The 26,652-nt window shown below is 62.6% G+C and carries 25 protein-coding genes; 11 read left to right on the top strand and 14 right to left on the bottom strand.

What is annotated here, in order from left to right; all coding sequences use genetic code 11:
- Positions 1–79 precede the first annotated feature (79 nt).
- From CAY82_RS09380 to zwf, 4 genes are all read right to left on the bottom strand, one after another.
- Positions 80–934 (bottom strand): Tim44 domain-containing protein, encoded by an 855-nt coding sequence (locus CAY82_RS09380; RefSeq protein ID WP_087500957.1) that lies wholly within the window; start codon positions 932–934, stop codon positions 80–82.
- 148 nt (positions 935–1,082) lie between these two features.
- Positions 1,083–3,269, bottom strand: coding sequence for a DNA helicase II (gene uvrD / locus CAY82_RS09375; protein ID WP_087500956.1), 2,187 nt, complete (start codon positions 3,267–3,269; stop codon positions 1,083–1,085).
- 130 nt (positions 3,270–3,399) lie between these two features.
- Complete coding sequence (locus CAY82_RS09370; protein ID WP_087500955.1) at positions 3,400–3,714, bottom strand: hypothetical protein; 315 nt, start codon at positions 3,712–3,714, stop codon at positions 3,400–3,402.
- Between the two features lie 88 nt (positions 3,715–3,802).
- On the bottom strand, positions 3,803–5,245 hold the full coding sequence (gene zwf, locus CAY82_RS09365; protein WP_087500954.1) for a glucose-6-phosphate dehydrogenase: 1,443 nt from the start codon (positions 5,243–5,245) through the stop codon (positions 3,803–3,805).
- Positions 5,246–5,348: 103 nt separating this feature from the next.
- On the opposite strand from zwf, the gene hexR reads away from it, so the two are divergent.
- Both hexR and CAY82_RS09355 read left to right on the top strand, forming a co-directional pair.
- Positions 5,349–6,215, top strand: a complete 867-nt coding sequence (gene hexR, locus CAY82_RS09360; RefSeq protein ID WP_011536461.1) for a transcriptional regulator HexR — start codon at positions 5,349–5,351, stop codon at positions 6,213–6,215.
- A gap of 147 nt (positions 6,216–6,362) precedes the next feature.
- Positions 6,363–6,581, top strand: a complete 219-nt coding sequence (locus tag CAY82_RS09355) for a PA3496 family putative envelope integrity protein (protein WP_087500953.1) — start codon at positions 6,363–6,365, stop codon at positions 6,579–6,581.
- Here the strand turns inward: CAY82_RS09355 and CAY82_RS09350 are convergent.
- The gene (locus CAY82_RS09350) at positions 6,523–7,485 is read right to left on the bottom strand and encodes a LysR family transcriptional regulator (protein WP_087500952.1); all 963 of its coding nucleotides are present in this window, start codon (positions 7,483–7,485) and stop codon (positions 6,523–6,525) included. The genes CAY82_RS09355 and CAY82_RS09350 overlap by 59 nt on opposite strands.
- Positions 7,486–7,674: 189 nt before the next feature.
- Between CAY82_RS09350 and CAY82_RS09345 the strand changes: the two genes are divergently transcribed.
- Together CAY82_RS09345 and oadA are read left to right on the top strand one after the other, a co-directional pair.
- Positions 7,675–9,090 carry an acetyl-CoA carboxylase biotin carboxylase subunit gene (locus CAY82_RS09345; RefSeq protein ID WP_087500951.1) on the top strand — a complete coding sequence of 472 codons (1,416 nt, stop codon included), beginning with the start codon at positions 7,675–7,677 and terminating at the stop codon, positions 9,088–9,090.
- 11 nt (positions 9,091–9,101) lie between these two features.
- Positions 9,102–10,910: a sodium-extruding oxaloacetate decarboxylase subunit alpha gene (oadA, locus tag CAY82_RS09340; RefSeq protein WP_087500950.1), complete on the top strand. Its 1,809-nt coding sequence runs from the start codon at positions 9,102–9,104 to the stop codon at positions 10,908–10,910.
- 215 nt (positions 10,911–11,125) lie between these two features.
- Here the strand turns inward: oadA and CAY82_RS09335 are convergent, their stop codons facing one another.
- Genes CAY82_RS09335 through CAY82_RS09325 form a run of 3 tightly spaced genes read right to left on the bottom strand, consistent with a single transcriptional unit; the run spans position 11,126 to position 12,892 of the window.
- Positions 11,126–11,797, bottom strand: a complete 672-nt coding sequence (locus CAY82_RS09335; protein ID WP_087500949.1) for a GNAT family N-acetyltransferase — start codon at positions 11,795–11,797, stop codon at positions 11,126–11,128.
- A gap of 7 nt (positions 11,798–11,804) precedes the next feature.
- Entirely contained in the window at positions 11,805–12,251 is a 447-nt protein-coding gene (locus tag CAY82_RS09330; RefSeq protein ID WP_087500948.1) for a GNAT family N-acetyltransferase, read from the bottom strand.
- Positions 12,252–12,262: 11 nt separating this feature from the next.
- Positions 12,263–12,892 (bottom strand): FMN-binding negative transcriptional regulator, encoded by a 630-nt coding sequence (locus CAY82_RS09325; protein ID WP_087500947.1) that lies wholly within the window; start codon positions 12,890–12,892, stop codon positions 12,263–12,265.
- Positions 12,893–12,982: 90 nt separating this feature from the next.
- Here CAY82_RS09325 and CAY82_RS09320 point away from each other — a divergent pair, with 90 nt between their 5' ends.
- A complete protein-coding gene (locus CAY82_RS09320) occupies positions 12,983–14,536 on the top strand; it encodes a PLP-dependent aminotransferase family protein (protein ID WP_087500946.1) in 1,554 nt (517 codons plus the stop codon).
- An 80-nt stretch (positions 14,537–14,616) separates the two neighbouring features.
- Here the strand turns inward: CAY82_RS09320 and CAY82_RS09315 are convergent, their stop codons facing one another.
- The 4 genes from CAY82_RS09315 to aspA all read right to left on the bottom strand — a co-directional run bounded on the left by CAY82_RS09315 (position 14,617) and on the right by aspA (position 19,610).
- A complete protein-coding gene (locus CAY82_RS09315; protein ID WP_087500945.1) occupies positions 14,617–15,720 on the bottom strand; it encodes a polyamine ABC transporter substrate-binding protein in 1,104 nt (367 codons plus the stop codon).
- Positions 15,720–16,763, bottom strand: a complete 1,044-nt coding sequence (locus CAY82_RS09310; RefSeq protein ID WP_087500944.1) for a histone deacetylase family protein — start codon at positions 16,761–16,763, stop codon at positions 15,720–15,722. Before CAY82_RS09310 ends, CAY82_RS09315 begins: the two co-directional genes overlap by 1 nt.
- A gap of 230 nt (positions 16,764–16,993) precedes the next feature.
- On the bottom strand, positions 16,994–17,986 hold the full coding sequence (locus CAY82_RS09305; RefSeq protein WP_087500943.1) for an AraC family transcriptional regulator: 993 nt from the start codon (positions 17,984–17,986) through the stop codon (positions 16,994–16,996).
- Positions 17,987–18,185: 199 nt separating this feature from the next.
- Positions 18,186–19,610 carry an aspartate ammonia-lyase gene (gene aspA / locus CAY82_RS09300; protein WP_003260072.1) on the bottom strand — a complete coding sequence of 475 codons (1,425 nt, stop codon included), beginning with the start codon at positions 19,608–19,610 and terminating at the stop codon, positions 18,186–18,188.
- Positions 19,611–19,792: 182 nt separating this feature from the next.
- Here aspA and CAY82_RS09295 point away from each other — a divergent pair, with 182 nt between their 5' ends.
- The 5 genes from CAY82_RS09295 to CAY82_RS09275 all read left to right on the top strand — a co-directional run bounded on the left by CAY82_RS09295 (position 19,793) and on the right by CAY82_RS09275 (position 23,405).
- Positions 19,793–20,725, top strand: coding sequence for a LysR substrate-binding domain-containing protein (locus CAY82_RS09295; protein ID WP_161797629.1), 933 nt, complete (start codon positions 19,793–19,795; stop codon positions 20,723–20,725).
- 171 nt (positions 20,726–20,896) lie between these two features.
- Entirely contained in the window at positions 20,897–21,388 is a 492-nt protein-coding gene (gene purE, locus CAY82_RS09290; protein WP_003253304.1) for a 5-(carboxyamino)imidazole ribonucleotide mutase, read from the top strand.
- A gap of 10 nt (positions 21,389–21,398) precedes the next feature.
- Complete coding sequence (locus CAY82_RS09285; protein ID WP_087500942.1) at positions 21,399–22,481, top strand: 5-(carboxyamino)imidazole ribonucleotide synthase; 1,083 nt, start codon at positions 21,399–21,401, stop codon at positions 22,479–22,481.
- Positions 22,482–22,577: 96 nt separating this feature from the next.
- Positions 22,578–22,823 carry a GlsB/YeaQ/YmgE family stress response membrane protein gene (locus CAY82_RS09280; RefSeq protein ID WP_087500941.1) on the top strand — a complete coding sequence of 82 codons (246 nt, stop codon included), beginning with the start codon at positions 22,578–22,580 and terminating at the stop codon, positions 22,821–22,823.
- Positions 22,824–22,835: 12 nt separating this feature from the next.
- Entirely contained in the window at positions 22,836–23,405 is a 570-nt protein-coding gene (locus CAY82_RS09275; RefSeq protein ID WP_170931058.1) for a DUF3299 domain-containing protein, read from the top strand.
- A gap of 124 nt (positions 23,406–23,529) precedes the next feature.
- Here the strand turns inward: CAY82_RS09275 and CAY82_RS09270 are convergent, their stop codons facing one another.
- Both CAY82_RS09270 and CAY82_RS09265 read right to left on the bottom strand, forming a co-directional pair.
- On the bottom strand, positions 23,530–24,426 hold the full coding sequence (locus CAY82_RS09270) for a D-hexose-6-phosphate mutarotase (protein WP_087500940.1): 897 nt from the start codon (positions 24,424–24,426) through the stop codon (positions 23,530–23,532).
- Between the two features lie 71 nt (positions 24,427–24,497).
- The gene (locus CAY82_RS09265) at positions 24,498–24,896 is read right to left on the bottom strand and encodes an acyl-CoA thioesterase (RefSeq protein WP_003253317.1); all 399 of its coding nucleotides are present in this window, start codon (positions 24,894–24,896) and stop codon (positions 24,498–24,500) included.
- 360 nt (positions 24,897–25,256) lie between these two features.
- Between CAY82_RS09265 and CAY82_RS09260 the strand changes: the two genes are divergently transcribed.
- A complete protein-coding gene (locus tag CAY82_RS09260) occupies positions 25,257–26,546 on the top strand; it encodes an MFS transporter (protein WP_087500939.1) in 1,290 nt (429 codons plus the stop codon).
- Positions 26,547–26,652: the final 106 nt, after the last annotated feature.

The raw sequence follows: 26,652 nt of genomic DNA, 5'->3' as shown, positions 1-26,652 counted from the left end.
GCGTTATACCCTAGTAGGCCACTCTGGCAAAAGCAAAACCCCGGGACAGGCCCGGGGTTTTTTGTGCAGCAGGCAGCGGTTAACCGTTCTGACGGATACCGGCCACCAGCCAAGGCTGGTTTTCGCCCTGGGCACGGACCATGTGCCAGCTTTCGCTGAACACTTCGCCCTGGTCGAAGCGCGAGTTCTTCGACACGCCACGGAAGGTCAGGGTGGCATCGGTGCGGTCGGCGCGGTCGTCGACACCGTCCAGCTGCACATCGAGGTTGTCGATGTAGGTGGACTGGAAGCCATCACCCAGTTCAGCGCGCTCGCGCTTGAGGAACTCGAGCATCTGTGGGGTGACGAACTCGGCGATCTTGTCCATCTCGTTGGCGTCCCAGTGCTGCTGCAGTGCCTGGAAATGGTTACGGGCGGCAGCCAGGAAGTTCTGTTCGTTGAACCAGGCTGGGGCGTTGATCACCGGGGCTGCAGCGGCAGCAGGTTCGGCCGAACCACCGAAGATGGACGGCTGGGCAGGCTGGGCGTGAGCTTCACGGTGCATTGGTGCATGGCCCGGCATGGCCATTTGCGGTTGCTGCTGGCGGCGGCGCGCGGCGATGAAGCGGAACACCAGGAATGCGATCAGCGCCACGATCAGGAAGTCCATGATCTGGAAGCCTTCGAAACCATCGCCCATGAACATGGAAGCCAGCAGGCCACCGGCGGCGAGGCCGGCCAGTGGGCCCAACCAGCGCGAAGCACCGCTGGCGGCCGGGGCTGCACGGCCAGGTGCGGTCGGCGCGGCGGCAGGCGTGGTTGGCGTGGCCTGGCGGGTCTGGTGAATAGGCGCGGAGCCCGAGCTCTTGCCGCCGCCAAAACGCTTGGCGTTGGCGTCCAGGCTCAGCGTCAGGCCGACGCAGAGCGCCAGAGCGATGCTAAGAAAACGTTGCATAAGTGGGATATCCCCTGTTGTGGATTGCACGCGCGTCATGGTGCACAGGTTCCCGGGCACATGACCAGCGACATAATGTTTCGAGCTTTTGCCTGAATGTTACAAACCTGGCACGACCGGCCCTTCTAGGAGCGGCCTGCGCAGGTTTTTAGATGGCCTCGAGCTTGGCATACCCCAGCATCAGCCACTTGCTGCCTTCGGCAAAATTCACCTGCACCCGCGCCTGGGCGCCTGAGCCCTCGAAGTTGAGGATCACACCTTCGCCGAACACCGCATGTTGCACACGCTGGCCCAGGTTGAACGCAGTCTGCGGAATGCTGGCATTGGCGAACAGGTTGCTGTTCGTGGCCGTCTTGGTCCCGCCGAACGGGCGGCTGACGCTGTTGGACAGGCGCACCTCCTGAATCAGGCCCGCCGGAATTTCGCGTACGAAACGTGACACTTTGTTGTAAGTTTCGCTGCCATACAGGCGACGCGTTTCGGCGTAGGTCATGACCAGCTGGCGCATGGCGCGGGTGATGCCCACATAAGCCAGGCGGCGTTCCTCCTCCAGGCGGCCGGGCTCTTCCAGGCTCATCTTGTGCGGGAACAGGCCTTCTTCCATGCCCACCAGGAACACATACGGGAACTCCAGGCCCTTGGCGCTGTGCAAGGTCATCAGCTGGACGCTGTCTTCATGCTCGTCGGCCTGGGCATCGCCTGCCTCGAGCGAGGCGTGGCCGAGGAACGCCGAGAGTGGCGAGAGATCGGCATCTTCGTCGGTGGACTCGAAGTTGCGCGCTGCGCTGACCAGTTCCTCAAGGTTTTCTACCCGTGCCTGGCCCTTTTCACCCTTTTCTTCCTGGTGATAGATGATCAGCCCGGACTGCTCGATGGTGGTCTGGGTCATGGTATGCAGTGGCATGTCCACGACCCTGGCTGCCAACCCCTCGATCAGCTCGATGAACGCACCCAGGGCACTGGCGGCGCGGCCTTTCAGGGCTTTGGCGGCCAGCAGCTGGCACATGGCCTCCCACATCGACAGCTGGCTGTGGCGGGCGTGCTCGCGGATGGCTTCGACAGTTTTCTCGCCGATGCCACGTGGCGGCACGTTGATCACCCGCTCCAGGGCGGCATCGTTGCCACGACCTTCGATCAGCCGCAGGTAAGCCATGGCGTTCTTGATTTCGGCGCGTTCGAAGAAGCGCTGGCCACCGTAGATGCGGTAGGGGATGCGCTCGCGCAGCAGGGCTTCTTCCAGCACCCGCGACTGGGCGTTGGAGCGGTACAGGATGGCGATCTCGTTGCGCGCATTGCCCTGCTTGACCAGGCTCTCGATGGTTTCCACCACGTAACGCGCTTCGTCGTGCTCGTTGTAGGCCGCATACAGGGTCAGCGGTTCGCCTTCGCCCATGTCGGTCCACAGCTCCTTGCCCAGGCGCCCGCTGTTGTTGGCGATCAGCGCGTTGGCCGCCTTGAGGATGCCGCCGGTGGAGCGGTAGTTCTGCTCCAGGCGGATCATTTCGGCGTCGGGGAAGTCGGCAGTGTACTGGTGAATGTTCTCGATCTTGGCGCCGCGCCAGCCGTAGATCGACTGGTCGTCATCGCCCACCGCCATCAGGCTGTCACCGCCGCGCGCCAGCAGGCGCAGCCAGGCGTACTGCACGGCGTTGGTATCCTGGAACTCGTCCACCAGCACGTGGCGGAAGCGCCGCTGATAGTGCTCCAGCAGGCCCGGGTGGTCGCGCCACAGGTCCAGGGCGCGCAGCAGCAGCTCGGAGAAGTCGATGACCCCGGCGCGTTCGCAGGCCTGCTCGTACGCGGTATACACGTCGCGCATGGTCGACAGGAACAGGTCGCCCCCGGCCTGGATATGCTGCGGGCGCAGGCCTTCGTCCTTCTGCCCGTTGATGAACCACTGGGCCTGGCGTGCCGGCCATTTCTGCTCGTCCAGGCCCAGCTCGCGCATCACCCGCTTGATCAGGCGCTGCTGGTCGTCGCTGTCGAGGATCTGGAAGTTCTGCACCAGCCGGGCTTCCTGCCAGTGGGCCCGCAGCAGGCGATGGGCCAGGCCGTGGAAGGTGCCAACCCACATGCCCGCTGGGTTGATGCCCAGCAGTTGCTCGATCCGCTGGCGCATTTCTGCCGCGGCCTTGTTGGTGAAGGTCACCGACAGGATCGAGTGCGGCGATGCCTGCTCCACCTGGATCAGCCAGGCAATGCGGTGCACCAGCACGCGGGTTTTACCGGAACCGGCGCCAGCAAGCACCAGTTGACGCCCGAGCGTGGCCGCTACGGCCTGGCGTTGGGCATCGTTGAGGGAATTCAGCAGGAGGGAGAGGTCGTCTGTGTGCATCGGGCCATTCTAGGGCCCGGCAGGAAATGGGGCAAACTTCTACTGTATGAATATTCACCTGCCGCATGCCCGTTCATCGAGCCGATGGCAGGTGCCAGGTCGCCGCTCGGGCGACCTGGCCGTCAGTGGTTCAGTCGATCGTCTCTATGTTGCGTATTTCGCAGCGCTGCGAACCGTCGCCATGAATGATTTCCACGGTTTTCCAGGGCGTGCCGCCTGCACGTTCGAAAACCACGGTTTTTTCCGTCACCACTTGCGGGGTGATTGCGCCGCTATCGAGCAGTTGAAGCTCCAGCACTTCCCAGCCGCCCTTGTGGCGCACCTTGGGTTCGACCAGCACCGGTTCGATGGCCGGGCAGCCGACCGTAACGGTGCCGTGAACCCTGAAAACCTGCTTGCCGTTGGCGATGTCATTGATTGCAACGAGGTTGGTGATAGTAGCCATTGTCTGCTCCTGTCTCGGGTTGAAAGTAGCGCCAGCGCGCAGGGGCTACTTTCTGCCCTTTCACCTGCTACAGGAGCAGGGCAGTGCTTCAGCTATGCCAGTGCCTGCCATGCCTGGCCAGCAGGCTGTTGGCTTGCTCCGGCCCGTTGCTGCCTGCCGGGTACGGTCGCGGCGCCTGGAAGTGCTCTTCACAGCCCTTGATGATCGGGTCGATCCAGGCCCAGGCCGCTTCCACTTCATCGCGGCGCATGAACAGCGTCGAGTCGCCTTCCAGCACATCCAGCAGCAGCCGCTCGTAGGCCTCCCAGCGGCGCGTCTGGCTGAACACCTGGGCCAGGTTCAGGTCCAGGTCCACGGGTTCCAGGCGCATGCCCTTGCCCGGGCTCTTGGTCATCATGCGCAGGCTGATGCGTTCGTCCGGTTGCAGCTGGATCAGCAGCTGGTTGACCTGGCCACCATTGAACAGCTCGTGGGGCACCGGCTTGAACTGGATGACGATCTGCGATGAGCGCCGTGCCATGCGCTTGCCGGTGCGCAGGTAGAAGGGCACACCGGCCCAGCGCCAATTGTCGATGTGCGCCTCGATGGCGATGAAGGTTTCGGTGTCGCTGTCGTTGTCGACGTCCTTTTCGAAGTAATAGGCCGGCACTTCCTGGCCGCCGATGCGCCCGGCGCCATACTGGCCGCGTACCGTCTTGTCCTGTACGTCCTGGCCAGTGATGGGCTTGAGGGCGCGCAGGATCTTCACTTTTTCGTCACGTACCGCTTCGGCCTCGAACTGTGCGGGGGGCTCCATGGCCACCAGGCATAGCAGCTGTAGCAGGTGGTTCTGCAGCATGTCGCGGGTCGCCCCGGCGCGGTCGTAGTAGGCGCCGCGGTTCTCTACCCCCAGGGTCTCGCAAACGCTGATCTGCACGTGGTCGACCTGGTTGTTGCGCCACACCGGCTCCAGCAGGGCGTTGGCAAAGCGCAGGGCCATCAGGTTCTGCACGGTTTCCTTGCCCAGGTAGTGGTCGATGCGGAATACCTGGTTTTCCTCCAGCACTGCGCCAATCGCTTCGTTGATGGCGGTAGCCGATTCCAGCGAGTGGCCGATCGGCTTTTCCAGCACGATGCGCGCTTCGGCGTCGGCCAGGCCGGCGTTATGCAGGTGCCTGGCAATCGGCACGAACAGGTTGGGGGCGGTGGCCAGGTAGAAGATTCGCGTCAAGCCGCCGGGCTCGCCCAGGTAGCGCGCCAGGCGGCCGAAGTCGGCGCTTTGCGAAGCATCCATGGCGAAGTAGTCGATCCGTGCGGAAAACCGCTGCCAGACCTCTTCCTCGAAGTCGTTGCGGGCGATCTGTGCCCGGCAATGGCGTTCGGCGAGTTTGAGATAATCGTTACGTGGCAAGTTGCGTCGTGCCAGCGCGATGATCCGTACGGCAGGGTCAAGACGGGCCTCGCGAAACAGGTGGTAGAGCGCCGGAAGCAATTTGTGCAGGGCCAGATCGCCGGTGCCGCCGAAGACCAGAATGTCGCAAGGAATAGTCAAACCACCACTCTCCACGTTCGTTTAACTGGGCGGGTTGGCGTCCATGTAGTATAACTACAAGAAAGCTACAACCCGGCCAGCCGATCATAACCGAGTCCAGCCTGTGAATCTGTTGCAACATATCGCCCAATCGCGCCACCTGCTGCGCAAATCGGAACTGAAAGTGGCCGACCATGTGCTACTTGACCCGGCTGCCGTCATGCATAGCTCCATGGCCGACCTGGCGCACAGCGTGGGTATCAGCGAACCGACCATCGTGCGTTTCTGCCGCGCGATCGGGTGCTCGGGTTTTCAGGATCTGAAGCTGAAGCTGGCGCAGAGCCTGGCCGCGGGGGCCAGTTTCGGTCAGTTCGCCATTCATGAAGATGACTCGGTCGCCGACTACAGTCTGAAGATCTTCGACACCACCCTGCACACCCTGATGGAAGTGCGTGAACACCTCGACCCGCAGGCGCTGCAGCAGGCGGTGACCGCCATGGCCCAGGCGCAGCGTGTTGAGTTCTATGGCTTTGGTGCTTCCGGTGCGGTGGCGGCCGATGCCCAGCACAAGTTCTTCCGCTTGCTGCTCAGCGCGGCAGCCTATTCCGACCCGCACATGCAGGCGATGTCGGCGGTGACCCTGAAGCCGGGCGATGTGGCAGTGTGCATTTCCCAGTCGGGCCGCTCCAAGGACCTGCTGATCACCGCCAACCTGGTCCGTGAGAGCGGTGCCAACCTGATTACCCTGTGCCCAAGCCAGACACCGCTGGCAGAATTATCTACGGTCAACCTGGCGATCGACGTGCATGAAGACACCGAAATCTACACTCCGTTGACTTCGCGTATCGCCCACCTGGTGGTGATCGATGTGCTGGCCATGGGCGTGGCCATGGCGCGCGGGCCGAGCCTGGTCAACCACCTGAAGAGCGTGAAGCGCAGCTTGCGCAGCCTGCGCTTGTCGCCCAAGTCGATCAAGGCTACCGACGACTGAACTCCTGCACCGGCCTCTTCGCGGGCAAGCCCGCGAAGAGGCCGGTGCAGGCAGCAAAAATTCACTGTTTTGTCACCATTCCACAGCCAAACCGTAAACCACTCAAGCCAGTCTGAAACTCCCCGCATCCTATCAGGGAGACAGGCAATGGCTCGTGACTTCGACGGTACATACCAACCCAGCGCCAAGGCTCGCAAGCAGCAGGAAAAGGATCAGCGCCGCATGGAATACCGCCGCGCGATCGAGAGCTATTGCGACCAACGTCAACTGCTCCGCGACCTGGCAGACTACCCTGAGTTGCAAGAGCTCACGGTCTGGCAGGCGTCGGCGGCAACTTCCCTGAAAAACGCTCAACCAGCGCACTGATCAACGCCCGTTCGCTGCGGATGAACGCCAGGAAGGCCAAGGCCACTGGCGACTGCCGTTTGGCCTTGGACTGCACCACGCACCAGCTGCGGTACAGCGGCAGTTCCTCCACGGGCAGTTCCCTCAGCACACCGGTGGCCAGCTCCAGGTTGACTGCATGGCGGGTCAACATGGCAATGCCCAGACCGGCGATCACGCATTCGCGCTGGGCGTCGGCCGAGGCCACCTCCAGGGTCTGGGTGAAGTGCACGCGCTTGTCCTTGAAGTATTCCTCGCAAGCCTTGCGCGTGCCTGAACCTTGTTCGCGGACCAGCAGGGTATGAGGCTCCAGGTCCTGCAGGCGCAGCTGCTCCAGCTTGCACAGCGGGTGCTCGGGCGGTGCCACCGCGACGATCGGGTTGTTGAGGAATGGCAGAAAATCCAGACCCATGTCCTGCGGCACCATGGACATGATGATCAGGTCGTCGCGATTGTCCGACAAGCGGCGGATGGCCTGGGCGCGATTGACCACCGTCAGGGTCAGGTTGACCTCCGGGTGACGCTGCTTGAAGGCAGCGAACAGGTGTGGCACGAAGTACTTGGCACTGGACTCGATTGCCAGTTTCAGCTGCCCCTGCAATGAGCCCTGCATGTCCGACAGTTGCATGTCCAGGCTCTCCAGGCGCCCGAAGATATCGCGGCTGGCGCGTTGCAGGGCTTCGGCAGCTTCGGTCAGGTAGAGCTTCTTGCCCACGTACTCGAACAGCGGCTGGCCGATCAGTTCCTCAAGCTGGCGGATCTGTAGACTAACGGCGGGTTGCGTCAGCGCCATCTCTTCTGCCGCACGGCTGTACGAGCGCAAATCGCACACTTCGTTGAAGATCTGCAATTGACGCAAAGTCATACGCATCAAGGACTTACGCATTTTTCTCCGCCCTTCGGCAATACCTTGTTACCGAACTATAAGCTTTTGCTAATACAGCCTCTAACAAATATTGATTTTTGTTTATCGACCTACAGCGCTAGGGTGAATGTGCGACTGGCCAGCAACGTCTGGTCACGCGCCGACCGGTAGAACCGGCTCGACTGTTCCTACGGCTTTGGGAAGACTCCAGTGATAAAAAAAATCCTGATCGCCAACCGAGGTGAAATCGCAGTTCGTATCGTGCGCGCCTGCGCCGAGATGGGCATTCGCTCGGTGGCGATCTATTCCGACGCCGACCGACACGCATTGCACGTCAAGCGCGCCGACGAAGCCCACAGCATTGGTGCCGAGCCGCTGGCCGGTTACCTGAACCCGCGCAAGCTGGTGAACCTGGCTGTGGAAACCGGCTGTGATGCCCTGCACCCTGGCTATGGTTTCCTGTCGGAAAACGCTGAGCTGGCAGAGATCTGCGCCGAGCGCGGGGTCAAGTTCATCGGCCCGGCCGCCGATGTCATTCGCCGCATGGGCGACAAGACCGAAGCGCGCCGCACCATGATCGCTGCCGGTGTGCCGGTAACCCCGGGCACCGAAGGCAACGTTGCCGATATTCACGAAGCCCTGAGCGAAGGTGACCGCATCGGCTACCCGGTCATGCTCAAAGCCACCTCAGGTGGTGGTGGCCGTGGTATTCGCCGGTGCAACAGCCGCGAAGAACTGGAACAGAACTTCCCCCGCGTCATCTCCGAGGCTACCAAGGCCTTTGGTTCTGCGGAAGTGTTCCTGGAAAAGTGCATCGTCAACCCCAAGCACATCGAGGCGCAGATCCTCGGTGACAGCTTTGGCAACGTGGTGCACCTGTTCGAGCGCGACTGCTCGATCCAGCGCCGCAACCAGAAGCTCATCGAAATCGCCCCGAGCCCCCAGCTCACCCCCGAGCAGCGCGCCTACATCGGCGACCTGGCGGTGCGTGCGGCCAAGGCGGTGAACTACGAGAATGCCGGTACCGTGGAGTTCCTGCTCGCCGATGGCGAGGTGTACTTCATGGAAATGAACACCCGGGTGCAGGTGGAACACACCATCACCGAGGAAATCACTGGCATCGACATCGTCCGTGAGCAGATCCGCATTGCTTCGGGCCTGCCGCTGTCGGTCAAGCAGGAAGACATCCAGCACCGCGGTTACGCGTTGCAGTTCCGCATCAACGCCGAAGACCCGAAGAACAACTTCCTGCCCAGCTTCGGCAAGATCACCCGTTACTACGCCCCCGGCGGCCCGGGCGTTCGTACCGATACGGCGATCTACACCGGCTATACCATTCCGCCGTTCTACGACTCCATGTGCCTGAAACTGGTGGTGTGGGCGTTGACCTGGGAAGAAGCCATGGACCGCGGCCTGCGGGCCCTGGACGACATGCGCGTGCAAGGGGTGAAGACCACCGCCGCGTACTACCAGGAAATCCTGCGCAACCCGGAATTCCGTAGCGGCCAGTTCAATACCAGCTTCGTCGAAAGCCACCCGGAACTGACTAACTACTCGATCAAGCGCAAACCCGAAGAGCTGGCCCTGGCCATCGCCGCCGCCATCGCCGCCCACGCAGGCCTGTGAGGAACCCCATAATGTCCAAGAAAATTCACGTAACCGACACGATCCTGCGCGACGCCCACCAGTCCCTGCTGGCCACCCGCATGCGTACCGAAGACATGCTGCCGATCTGCGACAAGCTCGACAAGGTCGGCTACTGGTCGCTGGAAGTGTGGGGTGGCGCCACCTTCGACGCCTGCGTGCGCTTCCTCAAGGAAGATCCGTGGGAGCGTCTGCGCAAGCTGCGCGCGGCGCTGCCCAACACCCGCCTGCAAATGCTGCTGCGCGGCCAGAACCTGCTGGGCTACCGCCACTACAGCGACGACGTGGTCAAGGCCTTCGTCGCCAAGGCTGCGGTCAACGGCATCGACGTGTTCCGCATCTTCGACGCCATGAACGACGTGCGTAACCTGCGTGTTGCCATCGAAGCGGTCAAGGCTGCCGGCAAGCACGCCCAGGGCACCATTGCCTACACCACCAGCCCGGTGCACACCATCGAAGCCTTCGTGAACCAGGCCAAGCAGATGGAAGCCATGGGTTGCGACTCGGTGGCGATCAAGGACATGGCTGGCCTGCTGACCCCGTACGCCACCGGCGAACTGGTCAAGGCGCTGAAGGCCGAGCAGTCGCTGCCGGTGTTCATCCACTCCCACGACACTGCCGGGCTGGCCGCCATGTGCCAGCTGAAGGCGGTGGAAAACGGTGCCGACCATATCGACACCGCTATCTCCAGCTTCGCCTGGGGCACTAGCCACCCGGGTACCGAGTCGATGGTTGCCGCCCTCAAGGGCAGCGAATTCGACACCGGCCTGGACCTGGAGCTGCTGCAGGAAATCGGCCTGTACTTCTACGCAGTACGCAAGAAGTACCACCAGTTTGAAAGCGAGTTCACCGCCGTGGACACTCGCGTGCAGGTCAACCAGGTACCGGGCGGCATGATTTCCAATCTGGCCAACCAGCTCAAGGAGCAGGGCGCTCTCAACCGCATGAACGAAGTGCTGGCAGAGATCCCGCGTGTGCGTGAAGATCTTGGCTTCCCGCCGCTGGTGACCCCGACCTCGCAGATCGTCGGCACCCAGGCGTTCTTCAACGTGCTGGCCGGCGAGCGCTACAAGACCATCACCAATGAGGTGAAGCTGTACCTGCAGGGCGGTTATGGCAAGGCCCCGGGCGTGGTCAACGAGCAACTGCGCCGCCAGGCGATCGGCAGTGAAGAAGTGATCGACGTGCGCCCGGCCGACCTGCTGAAGCCGGAAATGGCCAAGCTGCGTGCCGACATCGGCTCCCTGGCCCGTTGCGAAGAAGACGTGCTGACCTTCGCCATGTTCCCGGACATTGGCCGCAAATTCCTCGAAGAACGCGAAGCCGGCACTCTGACCCCTGAAGTCCTGTTGCCAATTCCTGAAGCCGGCGCAGTGGCGTCCCATAGCGGCGAAGGTGTACCGACCGAGTTCGTCATCGACGTGCACGGCGAAACCTACCGCGTCGACATCACCGGCGTGGGCGTGAAGGCTGAAGGCAAGCGCCACTTCTACCTGTCGATTGACGGCATGCCGGAAGAAGTGGTGTTCGAGCCGCTCAACGAATTCGTCGGCGGCGGCGGCAGCAAGCGCAAGCAGGCTAGTGCCCCGGGCCACGTCAGCACCACCATGCCAGGCAACATCGTCGATGTGCTGGTCAAGGAAGGCGACATGGTCAAGGTCGGCCAGGCCGTGCTGATCACCGAAGCCATGAAGATGGAGACCGAAGTGCAGGCGGCAATCGCTGGCAAGGTCGTGGCCATCCACGTGGCCAAGGGCGACCGTGTGACGCCGGGTGAGATCCTGATCGAGATCGAAGGCTGAGATAAGCCCTCATCTACAAGCGGTTAACCTCTGGGGAGCGGATGCTCCCCTTTTTTTGCGTTGAATCTGTCGGCCTCTTCGCGGGTAAACCCGCTCCCACCTGGCCGGTACCGCCTTCAAGGCTGCTCCTACAGGCCCCCCACAAGCCTGAGGCCAGTGTTGTACCTGTGGGGGCGGGTTTACCCGCGAAGAGTCCGGCGGATCCAACACAACTTTTAACCTTTGCGGCACGCCTCAAGGGTTTCTACCTGACCTCCAGGTTGTTGGTTGGTATCGCTCAACCACCGCTCAAACCCCGCTGCCACCGCCGGCCACTCATCATCGGTAATCGAATACCACGCCGTATCCCGGTTGTGGTCCTTCACCACCAAGTGCTTGCGGAACACCCCCTCGAATACAAAGCCAAACCGCTCCGCCGCCCGCTTGGAGCGGGCGTTGGCGTTGTTGCACTTCCACTCCAGCCGGCGGTTGCCCAGTTCGAAGGCCAGCTTGCCCAGCAGGTACACCGCCTCGGTACCCTTGGGCGTGCGCTGCATGGCGGCGCCGAAGGCGACGTGGCCGATTTCGATGCGGCCGTGGTCGGGCACGATTGACATCAGGCTGAGGATGCCCTGGGCCTGGCCGCTGGAGCGGTCGATCACGGTGTAGAACAGCGGGTCGCGGCCGGCGGCGTTGCCTTCCAGCCAACGGGCGAAGGCGCCACGTTCAGCGAACGGGCCGTAGGGCAAGTAGTCCCACAGCGCCGGGTCGGCAGCCGGGCCTTGCAGCGCCTCCCAGAGGTCGTCGCCATGGCGCGCCGGGTCGAGCTTTTCCAGGCGGATGAAGCGGCCGTCGATGGGCTCTGCCTGAGGGGCTGTGGCGGGTTTCCAGTTCAGTGCGTCGGTCATGTTCGGCTTAAAACTCTTTGCGGAACTGGATGAAGCCCGAGCGCTCGGCAACCTGCTGGTACAGGCTGATGGCGGTGGCGTTGGTCTCGTGGGTCACCCAGTACACCTTGATGCAGTTGTCGGCCTTGGCTTTGGCGTAGACGTGCTCGATCAGCTGGCGGCCGATGCCCAGGCCGCGTTGCGCGCGGTCCACGTACAGGTCCTGCAGGTAGCAGGCGTTCTCGATGCTCCAGTTGGAACGATGGTAGATGAAATTGACCATTCCCACCGCCTTGCCATCGACCCAGGCCAGGGCCGAATGGGTCGGTTCGTTCGGGTCGAGCAGACGTTGCCAGGTGCTGAGGCTGACCTCTTCGGCCAATTCGGATTCATAGAAGTGCAAGTAGGCCTGCCACAGGGCAAGCCAGGCAGCGTGGTCTTGGGCGGTTACAGGACGCAGGGTGACGCTGGACATGGGCTATTCCTTCAGAGTTGGCGCATGTGCGCCGCGAGTTGGTTATCCAGGTAATCGGGGCTGGCGCTCAGGCCTTCGCGCACGCCGGCAATGTCTTGCTCGGAGCGGTTCTGGCTGAGCTTGCGCGCGCCTTGCAGGCGGGTGATGGGGAGGCGGATGCCGACAATGGCGCGGAGCATGCCGTCGAGGTAGTCATGCGGGGCGTCGGTGACTTTCCACGCTTCGCTGCGGCCTTGTTCGTGGCGGTCGGTCAGGCGGCTGACAATCGCCAGCAGTGGCTCGGCGTCGTGGATCACTTCGGCCTGTCCATAGGCGTGCACGGCCAGGTAGTTCCAGGTTGGCACCACCTTTGGGTTGTCGGCCTTGCTCGGGTAGTAACCAGGGCTGACATAGGCATCGGCGCCGGGGAACACCAGCAGGGCCTCGGTACCTTGCGCCAGGTCCTGCCACTGACAATTGGCCCGTGCGAGGTGGGCATAGACGGTGCCGTATTTGCCTTCGGCGATATCGACCAGCACCGGCAGGTGCGTGGCCAGCAGGCCGTGTTCGCCCTGGCTGACCAGAATGGCCAGGCGGGTGTCGAGCATGTGCTGGTGCAGGCGCCCGAGGTCGAGTTCCTGATGGGGTTTGCTGTTGTACATGCTCGGTTTCCTTGTGCAATGGCCCCATCCTAGGCAGGCTATTGGTTCTATGTAAGAGCCATTTAGAGCTATTTTTATAGGTCCAATGCCATGAGCGAGCGTCCCCTCGTATTGCCTTTCGACCCTGCCGGGATCGTTCTCGATCGCCGCCGCGGGCTCAGCCAGCAGCTGTACCAGGCGCTACGTGCGCGAGTACTGGACGGGCGCCTGAGCAGTGGCACGCGGCTGCCAGCCACCCGTGACTTGGCTGCCATGCTGACGCTGTCACGCAACAGCGTAGTGCGGGCCTATGACCAGCTGTATGCCGAGGGTTACATCGAAAGCCGGGTTGGTGACGGCACCTATGTCAGCCAGCTACCGAAGCTCACCACGTCAAAACTATCCACACAAATATCCACAGGGTTATCCCGGGGTTTATCAACAGACTTATCCACATATTCCTCGGAAAATACTGAGGTTTTATCCAGCAAACGGCGCTCCAGCGAGCCGCTTCAGCGACTGAAAAATTACCATTTGTCACCACCAAGAAGCGGTGCACCGCGTGCTTTTCGCGTCGGTATTCCGGCGTTCGACCTGTTCCCGTTTGACGTCTGGGCCAAGCTGCAGGCGGGTTTCTGGCGCAACCCGGCTCCTGCGCAACTGGGTTATGGTGACCCGGCGGGTGAGCCTTCGTTGCGCGAACTGATCGCGGCCTACCTGCGGCGCTCGCGTGGGCTGAGTTGTACGGCTGAACAAATTGTGATCACCAGTGGTGCGCAGCAGGCCATCAGCCTTTGTGCACAGTTGCTGTTGCAGCCAGGCGAGGGCGTGGCTGTGGAAAACCCGGGTTACCGCGCTGCTGGGCATGCCTTTGCGCTGGCCGGTGGCAGGTTGCATGGCATGCCGGTGGACGAGGACGGTATGGACTGTCGCCAGCTCGGGCAGTTGGCGGATTGCCGGCTGGCCTATGTCACGCCGGCCCACCAGTACCCGACCGGGGTGACCATGAGCCTGGCGCGACGCCTGGAATTGCTGGCTTGGGCCGAGCGCAGCGATGGCTGGATCATCGAAGACGACTACGACGGCGAGTACCGTTACAGCGGTGCGCCCTTGGCCCCGCTCGCGGCGCTGGACCGTCACGGGCGGGTGCTGTACGTCGGTACCTTCGGCAAGATCGCCTTTCCGGCGTTGCGCCTGGGCTACCTGGTACTGCCGCCGCAACTGGCGCAGGCGTTCAGCCAGGGCAGGGCGCTGGCGGTGCGGCATTCGGAGGTCAGTAGCCAGTGCGTGATGGCCGAGTTCATTGCCCGGGGGCATTTCCAGCGGCATATCCGGCGCATGCGCAAAGCGGCGTTGAGCCGGCGCAATGCGCTCAAGGCCGGCTGGCCTATGGATATCCCGGGGTTGGGCGGCATGCCGGAAGTGGCGGCCGGGCTGCATGTGAAAGTCGATGTGGATAACTTTGCGCGGGAGCAGGAACTGGTGGCCAAGGCTGAAGCGGTGGGCGTGGAGGTCACGCCGCTTAGCAATTTCTGGCTGGCGGACAGTGAGGTGCCTGTGGATAAAAGGGCAGGCTTAGTGCTGGGGTTTGCGGCGGTGCCGGAGGGAGAGATTGCCGAGGCATTGATGAAATTGCGCAAGGCTTGGCGGCCTATTCGCGGGTAAACCCGCTCCCACAGGTACAGCGCTGGCCTCGGGTGTGGCGCAGATCCTGTGGGAGCGGGTTCACTTGCGAAGCAGGCGACTCAGGTTCCGGACTTGATCCGCGTCCAGGCCCGGGTTCGCGCCCGCTCGGCATCCCGTGCCAGGGGCTTGAGGGTATACAGCTTGGCCATCGCCTCTGCCGTCGGGTACAGGTTGGGGTTGTTGCGAATCGCCGGGCTCACCTTGTCGGTCGCATCCTTGTTCGGGTTCGGGTAACCGACAAAGTCACTGATGGGCGCAATCACCTCGGGCTGCAGCAGGTAGTTGATAAATGCATGGGCATCTTCCGGGTTGGCCGCGTTCTTCGGGATTGCCAGCATGTCGAACCAGATTGGCGCACCTTCCTTGGGCAGGCGCATGTCCACCACCACGCCATTCTTCGCTTCGCGGGCGCGGTTGGCGGCCTGCGAGAAGCTGCCGCTGTAGCCCACGGCCACGCAGATATCGCCGTTGGCGATGTCGGCCATGTACTTCGAAGAATGGAAGTAGGTGATGTGTGGGCGAATCTTCAGCATCAGCGCTTCGGCTTCCTTGTAATCAGCCGGTTTGTCGCTGTTCGGTGGCAAGCCCAGGTACTGCAACGCCAGCGGCATGATCTCCGACGGCGAGTCGAGCAAGGCTACGCCGCACTGTTTGAGCTTGGCGATATTCTCTTCCTTGAAGATCAAGTCCCAGCTGTCCACCGGGGCATTGTCGCCAAGTGCAGCCTTGACCTTGGCCGGGTTGAAGCCGATCAGCACGGTGCCGTACATGTAGGGCACGGCAAACTTGTTGCCGGGGTCGTTGGCCTCGATCAGCTTCATCAGCGCCGGGTCCAGGTGCTGCCAGTTCGGTATCTTGCTGCGGTCCAGTGGCTGGAACACCCCCGCTTCGATCTGCTTGGCGAGGAACACGTTGGACGGCACCACCACGTCATAGCCGGAGTTGCCGGTCAGCAGCTTGGCTTCCAGCGCCTCGTTGGTGTCGAAGATGTCATAGACCAGCTTCACCCCGCTGCCTTTCTGGAACTCGGTGAGGGTTTGCGGGGTGATGTAGTCGAACCAGTTGTACACCCGCAGGGTGCGCTGTTCGGCCTGGGCCTGCAGGGCGCCGGTGAACAGGGTGGCGGCGATGAACGGGGCGAGCAGACGTTTGAGTCGGACCATTACCGGGCTCCTGGCTGGGCGCGCTGGAAGCCTTCCAGCACATTGACCGCATTGATGCCGATTCCTTCCACAGCGTAGCCGCCTTCCATCACGAACAGGGTCGGCTTGCCGAGCTGGGCGATGCGCTTGCCCATTTCCAGATAGTCCGGGCTTTCCAGCTTGAACTGCGAGATCGGGTCGTCCTTGAAAGTATCCACACCCAGCGAGATCACCAGCACGTCGGCGTCATAGGCGGCGATGCGCTGGCAGGCGTCCTCCAGCGCGGCGCTCCAGGCGGCCCAGTCGCTTCCGGCCGGCAGTGGGTAGTTGATATTGCAGCCCTCGCCGGCATCCTCGCCGGTTTCGTCGGCATAGCCGAGGAAGAACGGAAACTCGTCGCGCGGGTCGCCGTGGATCGAGGCGAACAACACATCGTTGCGGTGGTAGAAGATGTCCTGGGTGCCGTTGCCGTGGTGGTAGTCGACGTCGAGGATGGCGACCTTGCGCCGGCCCTGGTCGAGGAAGGCCTGGGCGGCTATGGCGGCGTTGTTCAGGTAGCAGTAGCCGCCCATGACTTCGCCAGCGGCGTGGTGCCCTGGCGGGCGGCACAGGGCAAAGGCCGAATGGGCGCCTTGCTGGATCGCCGCCTGGGCGGTGAGGGCGACTTGGGCGGCGCTGTAGGCGGCCTGCCAGGTTCCGGCGGTGATTGGTGCGCCAGCATCGAAGCTGTAGTAGCCCAGTTCACCGTGCAGGCCGGTGGGTTTTACCTGGCGCAGGGTACGTGCGGGCCAGGTGAAAGGCAGCAGGTCGCCTTCCTGGCCCATTGCGGCCCAGCGCGCCCAGGCGCCTTCGAAAAAGTCCAGGTAGTCGGCGCTGTGGATGCGCAGCAACGGTGCGCGGCCGAAGTCGGTGGGGCCCTGGATGTCGCCGAGGTTGCGCTTTTTTACCTGGTCGAGCACATGGTCGGCGCGGGACGGCATTTCGAAGCAGGGCATCAGCTTGCCGTCAATCAGCTCGCAGCGGCCATGGTGCAGGCGGTGGTCATCGGAATAGATCGTCAGCATTGTTGTTCTCCCTTGGACACTGGCGTGGGCCCATTTTCAGGGGGACGCCAGTAGGGGAGAACGACGCAAACGGCCAAAAGGGGATCGATGTGGCCAAGCTCTTTGGCTGGATTGTTGAAGGCCTGTACCGGCCCTTTCGCGGGTGAACCCGCTCCCACAGGTACAGTGCTGCACCTGAGTGGGTGCAATCCCTGTGGGAGCGGGTTCACCCGCGAAAGGGCCGGTACAGGTCAACCGCGGAAGTGACTGGGCGCGACGCCACTCCAACGCTGGAAGGCATGCCGAAAACTGGCGGTCTCGCTAAACCCCAGGCACTCGGCAATCCGATAGATCGGCATCTGCTCATCAGCCAGCAACTGCTTGGCCCGCTCGAACCTCAGTTCATCCAGCAGCTGTTGATAACTGCTGCCTAACGCCTGCAAATGCCGGCGCAGGGTACGCGATGAGCAGTTCATCTGCCGCGCCAGCCCTTCCAGCCCGGGCGCTGCATCCAGTTGCTGCGCCAGCAGTTGGCGGATCCGCCCCAGCCAGGCCTGGCGGCCGGTGAACTCCAGGTTCAGGCGCCGGCAGCGTTCGCTCATGGCCTTTTGGGTAATCGGATCGGCCAGCGGTAGAGGTGTGTCCAGCCAGCGTCGCTCGAAGGCAAATGCATTGTCCTCGGCGTCGAAACCGACCGGGCACTGGAATGCCCCGGCATAGAGCTCATGGTAGCCCGGCCGGGGGTGCTCGAAACGGGCGCCCAGCAGAGGCAGTGGGCGGCCAAGCAGGTCGTCGCAGATGACCTTCAGCGACACCAGGCAGAACTCGGCGTTGAAGGCGGTCAGCGCCGGGCTGTCGCGGTAATCGCTGGCGCGGAACCAGACGCGTTGGCCGTCGTTGAGCAAACGCAGCTTGAAGACTGTTCCCAGCAGTGCCGGATACTGGAGCGCCAGGCGCAAGGCGTCACCCAAAGTGGCACTGGAGAGCAGGGCGTAACCGAGCATGCCGTAGCACGACACATGCATGCGCCGGCCCAGTTCCAGGCCGATATCCTCGCGTCGGGCAACGGCGTTGGCGCACACCTGCAGTTCCTGCTGGGTGGTGATGCGCGCATCGGCATGACCCAGGTCTGCCGGGCCTATGCCGCTACCGGCCAGCAGCACCGACGCCTCGCAACCGTCTGCCTGGAAGACGTTGAGGATCAGCGAAACCGCGTTCAGGGTGGTCAGGTGGCTGTGCAGCATGCTGGGTAGTCCCGTTGGGCTGGGACGCATTATGGAGCAAGTTGTGTGCCGATATGTGCGGTCCAAGGGAAACCACAGCCTCTGAGCGGCCGCAAAATCCTTCAGGCAAAAAAAAAGGCCCGAAGCATAGGCTCGGGCCTTGGAAAGGTTGAGAGGTGTCTAGTCCCTCGACCTGGTGAGACTGTTTACAGCGGCCTGGTTACGCCTTCAGCGGAACCAGACGAGGAGCGATCATGTTTTCCGGACGCAGGATGTCGTCGAGCATAGCGTCGTCCAGCAGCTTCTCTTCGCGTACCAGTTCCAGTACGCCGCGGCCGGTTTCCAGGGCAACGCGGGCGATACGGGTGGCGTTTTCGTAGCCGATGTACGGGTTCAGGGCAGTGACCAGGCCGATCGAGTGTTCGACCAGTTCACGGCAGCGCTGTTCGTTGGCAGTGATACCGACGATGCAGTGTTCGCGCAGCATATCCATGGCGCGCTGAAGCAGGCGGATCGAGTCGAAGATCTTGTAGGCGATCAACGGCTCCATCACGTTCAGCTGCAGCTGACCACCTTCGGCGGCGACGGTCAGGGCCAGGTCGTTGCCCATGATGGCGAAGGCCACTTGGTTGACGGCTTCCGGGATTACCGGGTTGACCTTGCCTGGCATGATCGAGCTGCCTGGTTGACGCGCTGGCAGGTTGATCTCGTTGATACCGGTGCGCGGGCCGCTGGACAGCAGGCGCAGGTCGTTGCAGATCTTCGACAGCTTGACTGCGGTACGCTTGAGCATGCCGGAGAACAGCACGAAGGCGCCCATGTCGGAGGTGGCTTCGATCAGGTCGGCAGCCGGTACCAGCGGCTGGCCGCTGATGGCAGCCAGGCGCTGTACGGCCAGGGCCTGGTAGCCAGGGTCGGCGTTGATGCCGGTACCGATGGCGGTACCGCCCAGGTTGATTTCGGTCAGCAGTTCCGGGGCCAGCGAGCGCAGGCGCTGCAGGTCTTCGGTCATGGTGGTGGCGAAGGCGCGGAATTCCTGGCCCAGGGTCATCGGTACGGCGTCCTGCAGCTGGGTACGGCCCATCTTCAGTACGTGGTCGAACTCTTTACCCTTGGCAGCGAAGGCCTGGATCAGGCTGTCGAGGCTGGCCAGCAGGGCGTCGTGGCCCAGCAGCAGGCCCAGGCGGATGGCCGTCGGGTAGGCGTCGTTGGTCGACTGCGCCATGTTCACGTCGTTGTTCGGGTGCAGGTACTGGTACTCACCCTTCTGGTGGCCCATGGCCTCCAGCGCGACGTTGGCAATGACTTCGTTGGCGTTCATGTTGGTGGAAGTACCAGCACCGCCCTGGATCATGTCCACCACGAACTGGTCGTGGTAATCGCCTTTGATCAGGCGGGCGCAGGCTGCGGTGATGGCAGCGTGCTTGGCATCGCTCAGGTGACCCAGCTCACGGTTGGCGTCGGCAGCAGCCTGCTTGACCATGGCCAGGGCCACGACCAGCTTCGGGTAGTGCGACAGCGGAACACCGGAGAGGTGGAAGTTGTTGGCAGCGCGCAGGGTCTGGATGCCGTAGTAGGCATCTGCAGGAACTTCAAGGGTACCCAACAAATCTTTTTCGACGCGGAACGATGCAGCAGAAGACATGATGTATATCATCTCGATTTTGACCCGGCACATGCCGGAATGGCGCCAATCCTAGGCCTGAAGGTGATTTTGCGGCCAATGCTGTTGCACGCTAACCTATGCACAAACGGCATAGTGTTTCATGTGACGCCAATTGACATTTGAGCGTGTTCCATTTTGGTGCACGCCAGGAGATGTGCTTCGTGAACCTTGAAAGCAAATGGCTGGAAGACTTCAGCGCACTGGCTGCCACCCGCAGTTTTTCCCAGGCGGCAGAGCGGCGTTTCGTCACCCAACCGGCCTTCAGCCGGCGCATTCGTAGCCTGGAAGCGGCCTTGGGCCTGCAATTGGTGAATCGTTCCCGCACGCCGATCGAACTGACTGAGGCCGGTCAGCTTTTTCTCGTCACGGCACGTACTGTTGTCGACCAGTTGAGCGAAATTCTCCGCCATTTGCATCATCTGGAAGGCGGGCAGGGTGAGGTGGTGCAGGTGGCCGCAGCACACTCCCTGGCGTCGGGCTTTTTCCCGCGTTGGGTGGCCCAGCTGCGCAACGACGGGTTGAACATCGCCACCCGCCTGGTTGCGACCAACGTCGGAGATGCTGTGCATGCTTTGCGCGAAGGTGGCTGCGACCTGATGCTGGCTTTCTATGACCCGGACGCCGCCCTGCAGATGGATGCCGAAATTTTCCCGTCGCTGCACATGGGCACCACTGAAATGTTGCCGGTGTGCGCCGTGGATGCCGACGGCAAGCCGTTGTTCGACCTGGAAGGCGAGGGCAGCGTGCCGCTGCTGGCCTATACCGCCGGCGCCTTCCTCGGTCGCTCGGTCAACTTGCTGCTGCGCCAGCGCAACCTGCGCTATACCACCGTTTATGAAACCGCCATGGCAGACAGCCTCAAGAGCATGGCGCTGGAAGGCATGGGCATCGCCTGGGTGCCGCGCCTGTCGATGCGTGGTGAACTGGAGCGAGGCGAGCTGGCGATCTGCGGCGGCAGCCAATGGCACGTGCCGCTGGAAATCCGCCTGTACCGCTGCGCACTCGTGCGCAAGGCCAATGTAAGGCTGTTGTGGCGCAAGCTCGAGGGGGCGGCAATGGTTGACCCAAAAGTCAGTCAAAGCCCCGAAAAATAAGGGGCGACAGTTGGTCGCCGGGGTGCCTTAAACGCACCACCTTACGGTATACTGCGCGGCCTTTCGACCGGATGCGTCCGGTCCTGATCAGCAAACAAGCCACGCCGGTCGTCCCGCGTGGCTTGTTGTTTTTTGACGCGCCCAAGGGCGCACAAGCGAAGAGGCTCGACGATGAGTGCACTGGTTGGCGTGATCATGGGCTCCAAGTCCGATTGGTCCACCCTTAGCCACACCGCCGATATGCTGGAAAAACTCGGCATTCCCTACGAAGTGAAGGTGGTTTCCGCCCACCGCACCCCGGATCTGCTGTTCCAGTATGCCGAGGAGGCTGAGGGCCGTGGCATCGAGGTGATTATCGCCGGTGCCGGTGGTGCAGCCCACCTGCCAGGCATGTGCGCCGCCAAGACCCACCTGCCGGTGCTGGGCGTGCCGGTGCAATCGTCGATGCTGTCGGGTGTCGATTCGCTGTTGTCGATCGTGCAGATGCCAGCCGGCGTACCGGTAGCCACCCTGGCCATCGGCCGTGCCGGTGCGGTCAACGCCGCGCTGCTGTCGGCCAGCATCCTCGGCGCCAAGTACCCGCAGTACCACGCGGCGCTCAAGCAGTTCCGCACGGAACAGACCGACACCGTGCTGGACAACCCAGACCCGCGCCAGGCTTGAGGCTCAACCCATGAAGATCGGTGTAATCGGTGGCGGCCAGCTGGGCCGCATGCTGGCTCTGGCGGGTACCCCGCTGGGCATGAACTTCGCCTTCCTCGACCCGGCGCCGGACGCCTGCGCCGCGCCGCTGGGCGAGCACTTGCGTGCTGACTACGGCGACCAGGACCACCTGCGCCAACTGGCTGACGAAGTCGACCTGGTCACCTTCGAGTTCGAAAGCGTCCCGGCCGAGACCGTGGCCTTCCTCTCGCAATTCGTGCCGGTGTATCCCAGCGCCGAAGCGCTACGCATCGCCCGTGACCGCCTGTTCGAGAAGAGCATGTTCCGCGACCTGGGTATCCCTACCCCGGCCTTCGCCGACATCCTCTCGCAGGCCGACCTGGACGCTGCGGTGGCCAGCATCGGCCTGCCGGCCGTGCTGAAAACCCGCACCCTGGGTTACGACGGCAAGGGCCAGAAGGTGCTGCGCACGCCTGAAGACGTAGTTGGTACCTTTGCCGAGCTGGGCAGCGTGCCGTGCCTGCTGGAAGGTTTCGTGCCGTTCACCGGCGAAGTGTCGCTGGTGGCCGTGCGTGCCCGCGACGGCGAAACCCGCTTCTACCCGCTGGTGCACAACACCCACGAAAGCGGCATCCTGCGCCTGTCGGTCGCCAGCCAGGCGCACCCGCTGCAGGCCCTGGCCGAAGACTACGTGGGCCGCGTGCTCGAGCAACTGGACTATGTGGGCGTGATGGCCTTCGAGTTCTTCGAAGTCGACGGTGGCCTGAAGGCCAACGAAATCGCCCCGCGCGTGCACAACTCCGGGCACTGGACCATCGAAGGCGCCGAATGCAGCCAGTTCGAGAACCACCTGCGTGCCGTCGCCGGCCTGCCGCTGGGCTCGACCGCCAAGGTCGGCGAGAGCGCGATGCTCAACTTCATTGGTGAAGTGCCAGCGGTGGACAAGGTGGTTGCCATCGGTGACTGCCACCTGCATCACTACGGCAAGGCCTTCAAGGCCGGTCGCAAGGTTGGCCACGCCACCCTGCGCTGCCATGACATGGCCACCCTCGAGCGCAAGATCGCCGAAGTAGAAGCCCTGATCGGCAACTGATCGAACTTCTACCAGCGGCCCGCCCTCTGAAATGGCAACAAGCCAAAGCGCTGTCTAGGCTTTGGCTTGTTCCATCTTCACTGCAGAGGGATTGCCATGGGTATCATTGGAACCATCTTCATCGGCCTTATCGTCGGCCTGCTGGCCCGCTTCATCAAACCGGGCGACGACGGCATGGGCTGGATCATGACCATCCTGCTGGGGATTGCCGGCTCCCTGCTGGCCACCTACGGCGGCCAGGCTCTGGGTATCTATCAGGCCGGGCAGGCTGCGGGATTCCTTGGCGCGCTGGTCGGTGCCGTGATCCTTCTGGTGGTCTACGGATTCATCAAGAAACGCTAAATAGTGGTTAGAATGCCCGGCAATTCATTCGAGTTGCCGAGCATATCCATGCGTGCCTTTTTCCTCATCCCACTGCTGTTGGCCAGTACCTTGGCCCATGCCGAACTGCCGGAAACCGACTGGCTGGAGCTGATGCCCAAGTCGGACCAGCAGGCGCTCGAGCAAATGCCCGAAATCGACCACAACTCGCCGGAAGCCATGGGCACCTTTACCGACAAGGGCGGCCTGAAGCAGGGCAAGGGCCTGCCAGCGGTGATGTACTCGACCAAGACCGTGGCGGCCATGAACGGCAAGGACATTCGCCTGGGAGGCTACCCGGTGCCGCTGGAGAGCGACGCCAAGGGCAACAGCACGTTGTTCTTCCTGGTGCCATACCCGGGCGCGTGCATCCATGTGCCGCCACCACCGCCGAACCAGCTGGTGCTGGTGCGCTACCCGAAGGGCTTGAAGATCGATGACATCTATACACCGCTGTGGGTCAGCGGCAAGCTGAAAGTGGAAAAGGTCAGCAATGACCTGGCCGATGCGGCCTATGCGCTGGATGCGGGGAAGGTCAGGGTGGTGGAAGACGCAGACCTCTGATTGCCTGCACCGGCCCTTTCGCGGGTAAACCCGCTCCCACAGGGTCTCCACAAACCCTGAATATTGTGGAGACCCTGTGGGAGCGGGTTTACCCGCGAAGGGGCCCGAACAGGCACTGCAAAACTCAGATCATTTCACAGCCAATCCTGACCCCCAGTGAGCTGCTGCCCCCTGGCTTCAATTCCACCAGGTCATTCCACACATTCGCCGTCTCGATGCACAGCATCCGCTGCCACCCGTCATCGGCCATGTCCGGCAGTTCCTTGGCCCGTTCAGTCCAAGGGTTCCAGATCACCGCCGAGCGCGATCCACTACTGGTCAAGGTAATGCGCCGCTCCCAATGCGGGTCGACGATGCTCAGGGTTTGCGGGGGCGCCAGGTAGATCCGGTCAGTCTCCCCGGCAAACCCCAGCGGCCCCTGCTGCTGGCGCTGCTCCCAGTCAGCCAGGGTCTCGATATAGCCCAGCCCCTCAACCCCTTCGACCCGCACCTGGCGCACGTCACTGACGGCGAAGTAGCTGTGCAGGGCCTGGCTGATGGTAACGGGGGTATTGCCCATGTTGCGGCTGGTCAGGTTCAGTTGCAGGTCCTCGCCCAGCTCCACTACCAGCTTCAGCTCGACGTCATGAGGCCAGCCAGGCAGGTCACCCTGCGCTTCGGGCAGTTCGAATTCGATGCGCAGGCGGTCGCCCGCTTCCTCGATACCCAGCAATTGCCAGTCGCGCGCGCGCGCCAGGCCATGAGCGGGTGCCTGTTCGCCGCGGTACATGGCCTGCACAGCCTGGGGGTTGCGTTGCAGGTTGCCGAACCACGGCCAGCACACCGGCACTCCTGCGCGTACCGATTTGCCCTGACGGAAGATGGCCTGGTCGCTCAGCCACAGCAGCGGTGGCTGGCCAACGCGCTGGTAGCTGAGAATCTGCGCGCCCTGCTGGGCGATCAGTAGTTCGGCGTGGTCGCTGCTGATACGCCAGCAGTTGAGTTCGCCATGTTGCTCGGTTACAACCTGGAAGGTAGCCATTGCATTCATCTCATTGATTGCCAGTGGGCCTTGGACCCGGGCACATGCAATGAGTTTACCGCTGGCGTGGCTCAGCGACGAGGTACGGAACGGGTGCGGCCACTGCCGTCGATGGCGACGAAGACGAAGACCGCTTCTGTGACCTTGCGCCATTCGCTGGACAGCGGGTCGTCGCTCCACACTTCGACCATCATCTGGATCGAGCTGCGGCCGATTTCCAGGGTCTGGGTATAGAACGACAGCTGCGCGCCGACGGCGACCGGTACCAGAAAGGCCATGCGGTCGATGGCTACGGTGGCCACGCGGCCGCCGGCGACACGGCTGGCCATGGCGGTGCCGGCCAGGTCCATCTGGGCGACCAGCCAGCCGCCGAAGATGTCGCCAAACCCATTGGTCTCGCGCGGCAGTGCGGTGATCTGCAAGGCCAGGTCACCTTGCGGGATAGGATCTTCTTGTTCGAGCTCAATCATGCGATGGGGCCTCTGACCCGTGACGCTTTTCGTTGGTGTGGCGCAAAGGCCGGGTAAACGATTCAGCTTGAAACATACTACGCCGATTTCGTTTCACTGGGCGGCCGTAGGGAAACTCTGCGAAACCGCCTGACATAATGACCGGCGTTTTCGCACAACATCCCACGCTAGCAGCAACCTTTTCCTACGAACTGCCAGTATATAGAGCATAACGGCCAGCGACGACCGCGCATTCATGAATATGTGTAGGGATTTTGTATCGCTTTCGGCGTAGCTCGGCTATTTGCTATCTTCGCTTGTCTCCCAATCCAGAAGCCGCGTGCCAAGCGGCCTGCATGCCCACAAAGAGAACAACGAGCGATGACTTCCGTGCCGAGCAGTATCGAGCAGCCTTCGCGGCCGCTGACCCGCAGTGACTACAAGACTCTCTCACTGTCCGCCCTGGGTGGTGCACTGGAGTTCTACGACTTCATCATCTTCGTGTTTTTCGCCACGGTGGTCGGCAAGCTGTTCTTCCCGGCCGACATGCCCGAATGGCTGCGCCTGATGCAAACCTTCGGCATTTTTGCCGCCGGCTACCTGGCGCGGCCGCTGGGCGGCATCATCATGGCCCACTTCGGCGACCTGCTCGGGCGCAAGAAAATGTTCACCTTGAGCATCTTCATGATGGCCCTGCCAACGCTGATCATGGGCCTGCTGCCGACCTATGCACAGATCGGCATGTGGGCGCCGATCCTGCTGCTGCTCATGCGTGTGATCCAGGGCGCGGCGATCGGTGGCGAGGTACCGGGCGCCTGGGTATTCGTGTCCGAGCACGTGCCAGAGCGCAACACCGGCTACGCCTGTGGCACCCTCACCGCTGGCCTGACCGCGGGCATCCTGCTTGGCTCGCTGGTGGCGACCCTGATCAACAGTGTCTACAGCGCGCAGGAAGTGGCTGATTACGCCTGGCGTATTCCGTTCCTGCTCGGTGGTGTGTTCGGCCTGTTCTCGGTGTACCTGCGCCGTTGGTTGCACGAAACCCCGGTGTTCGCCGAGATGCAGCAGCGCAAGGCGCTGGCCGAGGAGCTGCCGTTGCGTGCTGTGTTGCGTGACCATCGCGGTGCGATCATCCTGTCGATGTTGCTGACCTGGATGCTGTCGGCCGCCATCGTGGTGCTCATCCTGATGACCCCGGCGCTGCTGCAGAGCATCTACCACATCAGCCCCACTGACTCGCTCAAGGCCAACAGCCTGGCCATCGTGCTGCTCAGCTTCGGCTGCATCGGCGCTGGCAGCCTGGCCGACCGCTTCGGCGCGGGCCGGGTGTTCGTTATCGGCAGCCTGTTGCTGCTGGCGACCTCCTGGACCTTCTACCACAGCCTGCCGACGCGGCCCGAGCTGCTGTTCCCGCTGTATGCGGTGACCGGCCTGTGCGTGGGCGTAATCGGTGCGGTGCCTTATGTGATGGTCAAGGCATTCCCGGCGGTGGTGCGCTTCAGCGGGCTGTCGTTCTCGTACAACGTGGCCTACGCGATCTTTGGCGGGCTGACGCCGATGGTGGTGACCGCGCTGCTGAAAGTGAGCCCGATGGCGCCTGCCTACTATGTGGCGGGGTTGTGTACCGTTGGTCTGGCCGTGGGCCTGTACCTGCTCGCCAACAAGCGTTAAGGCTGCTGGCCTCTTCGCGGCTAAAGCCGCTCCCACAGGAATCGCACCGGCTTCAAGGCAATGCCGTACCTGTGGGAGCGGCTTTAGCCGCGAAGAGGCCGGACCT

This window comes from Pseudomonas sp. SID14000, assembly GCF_002165135.1.
Taxonomy (GTDB): domain Bacteria; phylum Pseudomonadota; class Gammaproteobacteria; order Pseudomonadales; family Pseudomonadaceae; genus Aquipseudomonas.
The sequence above is the reverse complement of the archived record's forward strand: the minus strand, read 5'-3'. Positions and strand labels throughout refer to the sequence as shown.

Bases quoted from the DNA above. Each gene is read 5' to 3' on its own strand.
- CAY82_RS09380 (WP_087500957.1), bottom strand. From the start codon at position 934: ATGCAACGTTTTCTTAGCATCGCTCTGGCGCTCTGCGTCGGCCTGACG.
- uvrD (WP_087500956.1), bottom strand. From the start codon at position 3,269: ATGCACACAGACGACCTCTCCCTCCTGCTGAATTCCCTCAACGATGCC.
- CAY82_RS09370 (WP_087500955.1), bottom strand. From the start codon at position 3,714: ATGGCTACTATCACCAACCTCGTTGCAATCAATGACATCGCCAACGGC.
- CAY82_RS09355 (WP_087500953.1), top strand. From the start codon at position 6,363: ATGGCTCGTGACTTCGACGGTACATACCAACCCAGCGCCAAGGCTCGC.
- CAY82_RS09350 (WP_087500952.1), bottom strand. From the start codon at position 7,485: ATGCGTAAGTCCTTGATGCGTATGACTTTGCGTCAATTGCAGATCTTC.
- oadA (WP_087500950.1), top strand. From the start codon at position 9,102: ATGTCCAAGAAAATTCACGTAACCGACACGATCCTGCGCGACGCCCAC.
- CAY82_RS09335 (WP_087500949.1), bottom strand. From the start codon at position 11,797: ATGACCGACGCACTGAACTGGAAACCCGCCACAGCCCCTCAGGCAGAG.
- CAY82_RS09330 (WP_087500948.1), bottom strand. From the start codon at position 12,251: ATGTCCAGCGTCACCCTGCGTCCTGTAACCGCCCAAGACCACGCTGCC.
- CAY82_RS09325 (WP_087500947.1), bottom strand. From the start codon at position 12,892: ATGTACAACAGCAAACCCCATCAGGAACTCGACCTCGGGCGCCTGCAC.
- CAY82_RS09320 (WP_087500946.1), top strand. From the start codon at position 12,983: ATGAGCGAGCGTCCCCTCGTATTGCCTTTCGACCCTGCCGGGATCGTT.
- CAY82_RS09315 (WP_087500945.1), bottom strand. From the start codon at position 15,720: ATGGTCCGACTCAAACGTCTGCTCGCCCCGTTCATCGCCGCCACCCTG.
- CAY82_RS09310 (WP_087500944.1), bottom strand. From the start codon at position 16,763: ATGCTGACGATCTATTCCGATGACCACCGCCTGCACCATGGCCGCTGC.
- CAY82_RS09305 (WP_087500943.1), bottom strand. From the start codon at position 17,986: ATGCTGCACAGCCACCTGACCACCCTGAACGCGGTTTCGCTGATCCTC.
- aspA (WP_003260072.1), bottom strand. From the start codon at position 19,610: ATGTCTTCTGCTGCATCGTTCCGCGTCGAAAAAGATTTGTTGGGTACC.
- purE (WP_003253304.1), top strand. From the start codon at position 20,897: ATGAGTGCACTGGTTGGCGTGATCATGGGCTCCAAGTCCGATTGGTCC.
- CAY82_RS09285 (WP_087500942.1), top strand. From the start codon at position 21,399: ATGAAGATCGGTGTAATCGGTGGCGGCCAGCTGGGCCGCATGCTGGCT.
- CAY82_RS09280 (WP_087500941.1), top strand. From the start codon at position 22,578: ATGGGTATCATTGGAACCATCTTCATCGGCCTTATCGTCGGCCTGCTG.
- CAY82_RS09275 (WP_170931058.1), top strand. From the start codon at position 22,836: ATGCCCGGCAATTCATTCGAGTTGCCGAGCATATCCATGCGTGCCTTT.
- CAY82_RS09270 (WP_087500940.1), bottom strand. From the start codon at position 24,426: ATGGCTACCTTCCAGGTTGTAACCGAGCAACATGGCGAACTCAACTGC.
- CAY82_RS09265 (WP_003253317.1), bottom strand. From the start codon at position 24,896: ATGATTGAGCTCGAACAAGAAGATCCTATCCCGCAAGGTGACCTGGCC.
- CAY82_RS09260 (WP_087500939.1), top strand. From the start codon at position 25,257: ATGACTTCCGTGCCGAGCAGTATCGAGCAGCCTTCGCGGCCGCTGACC.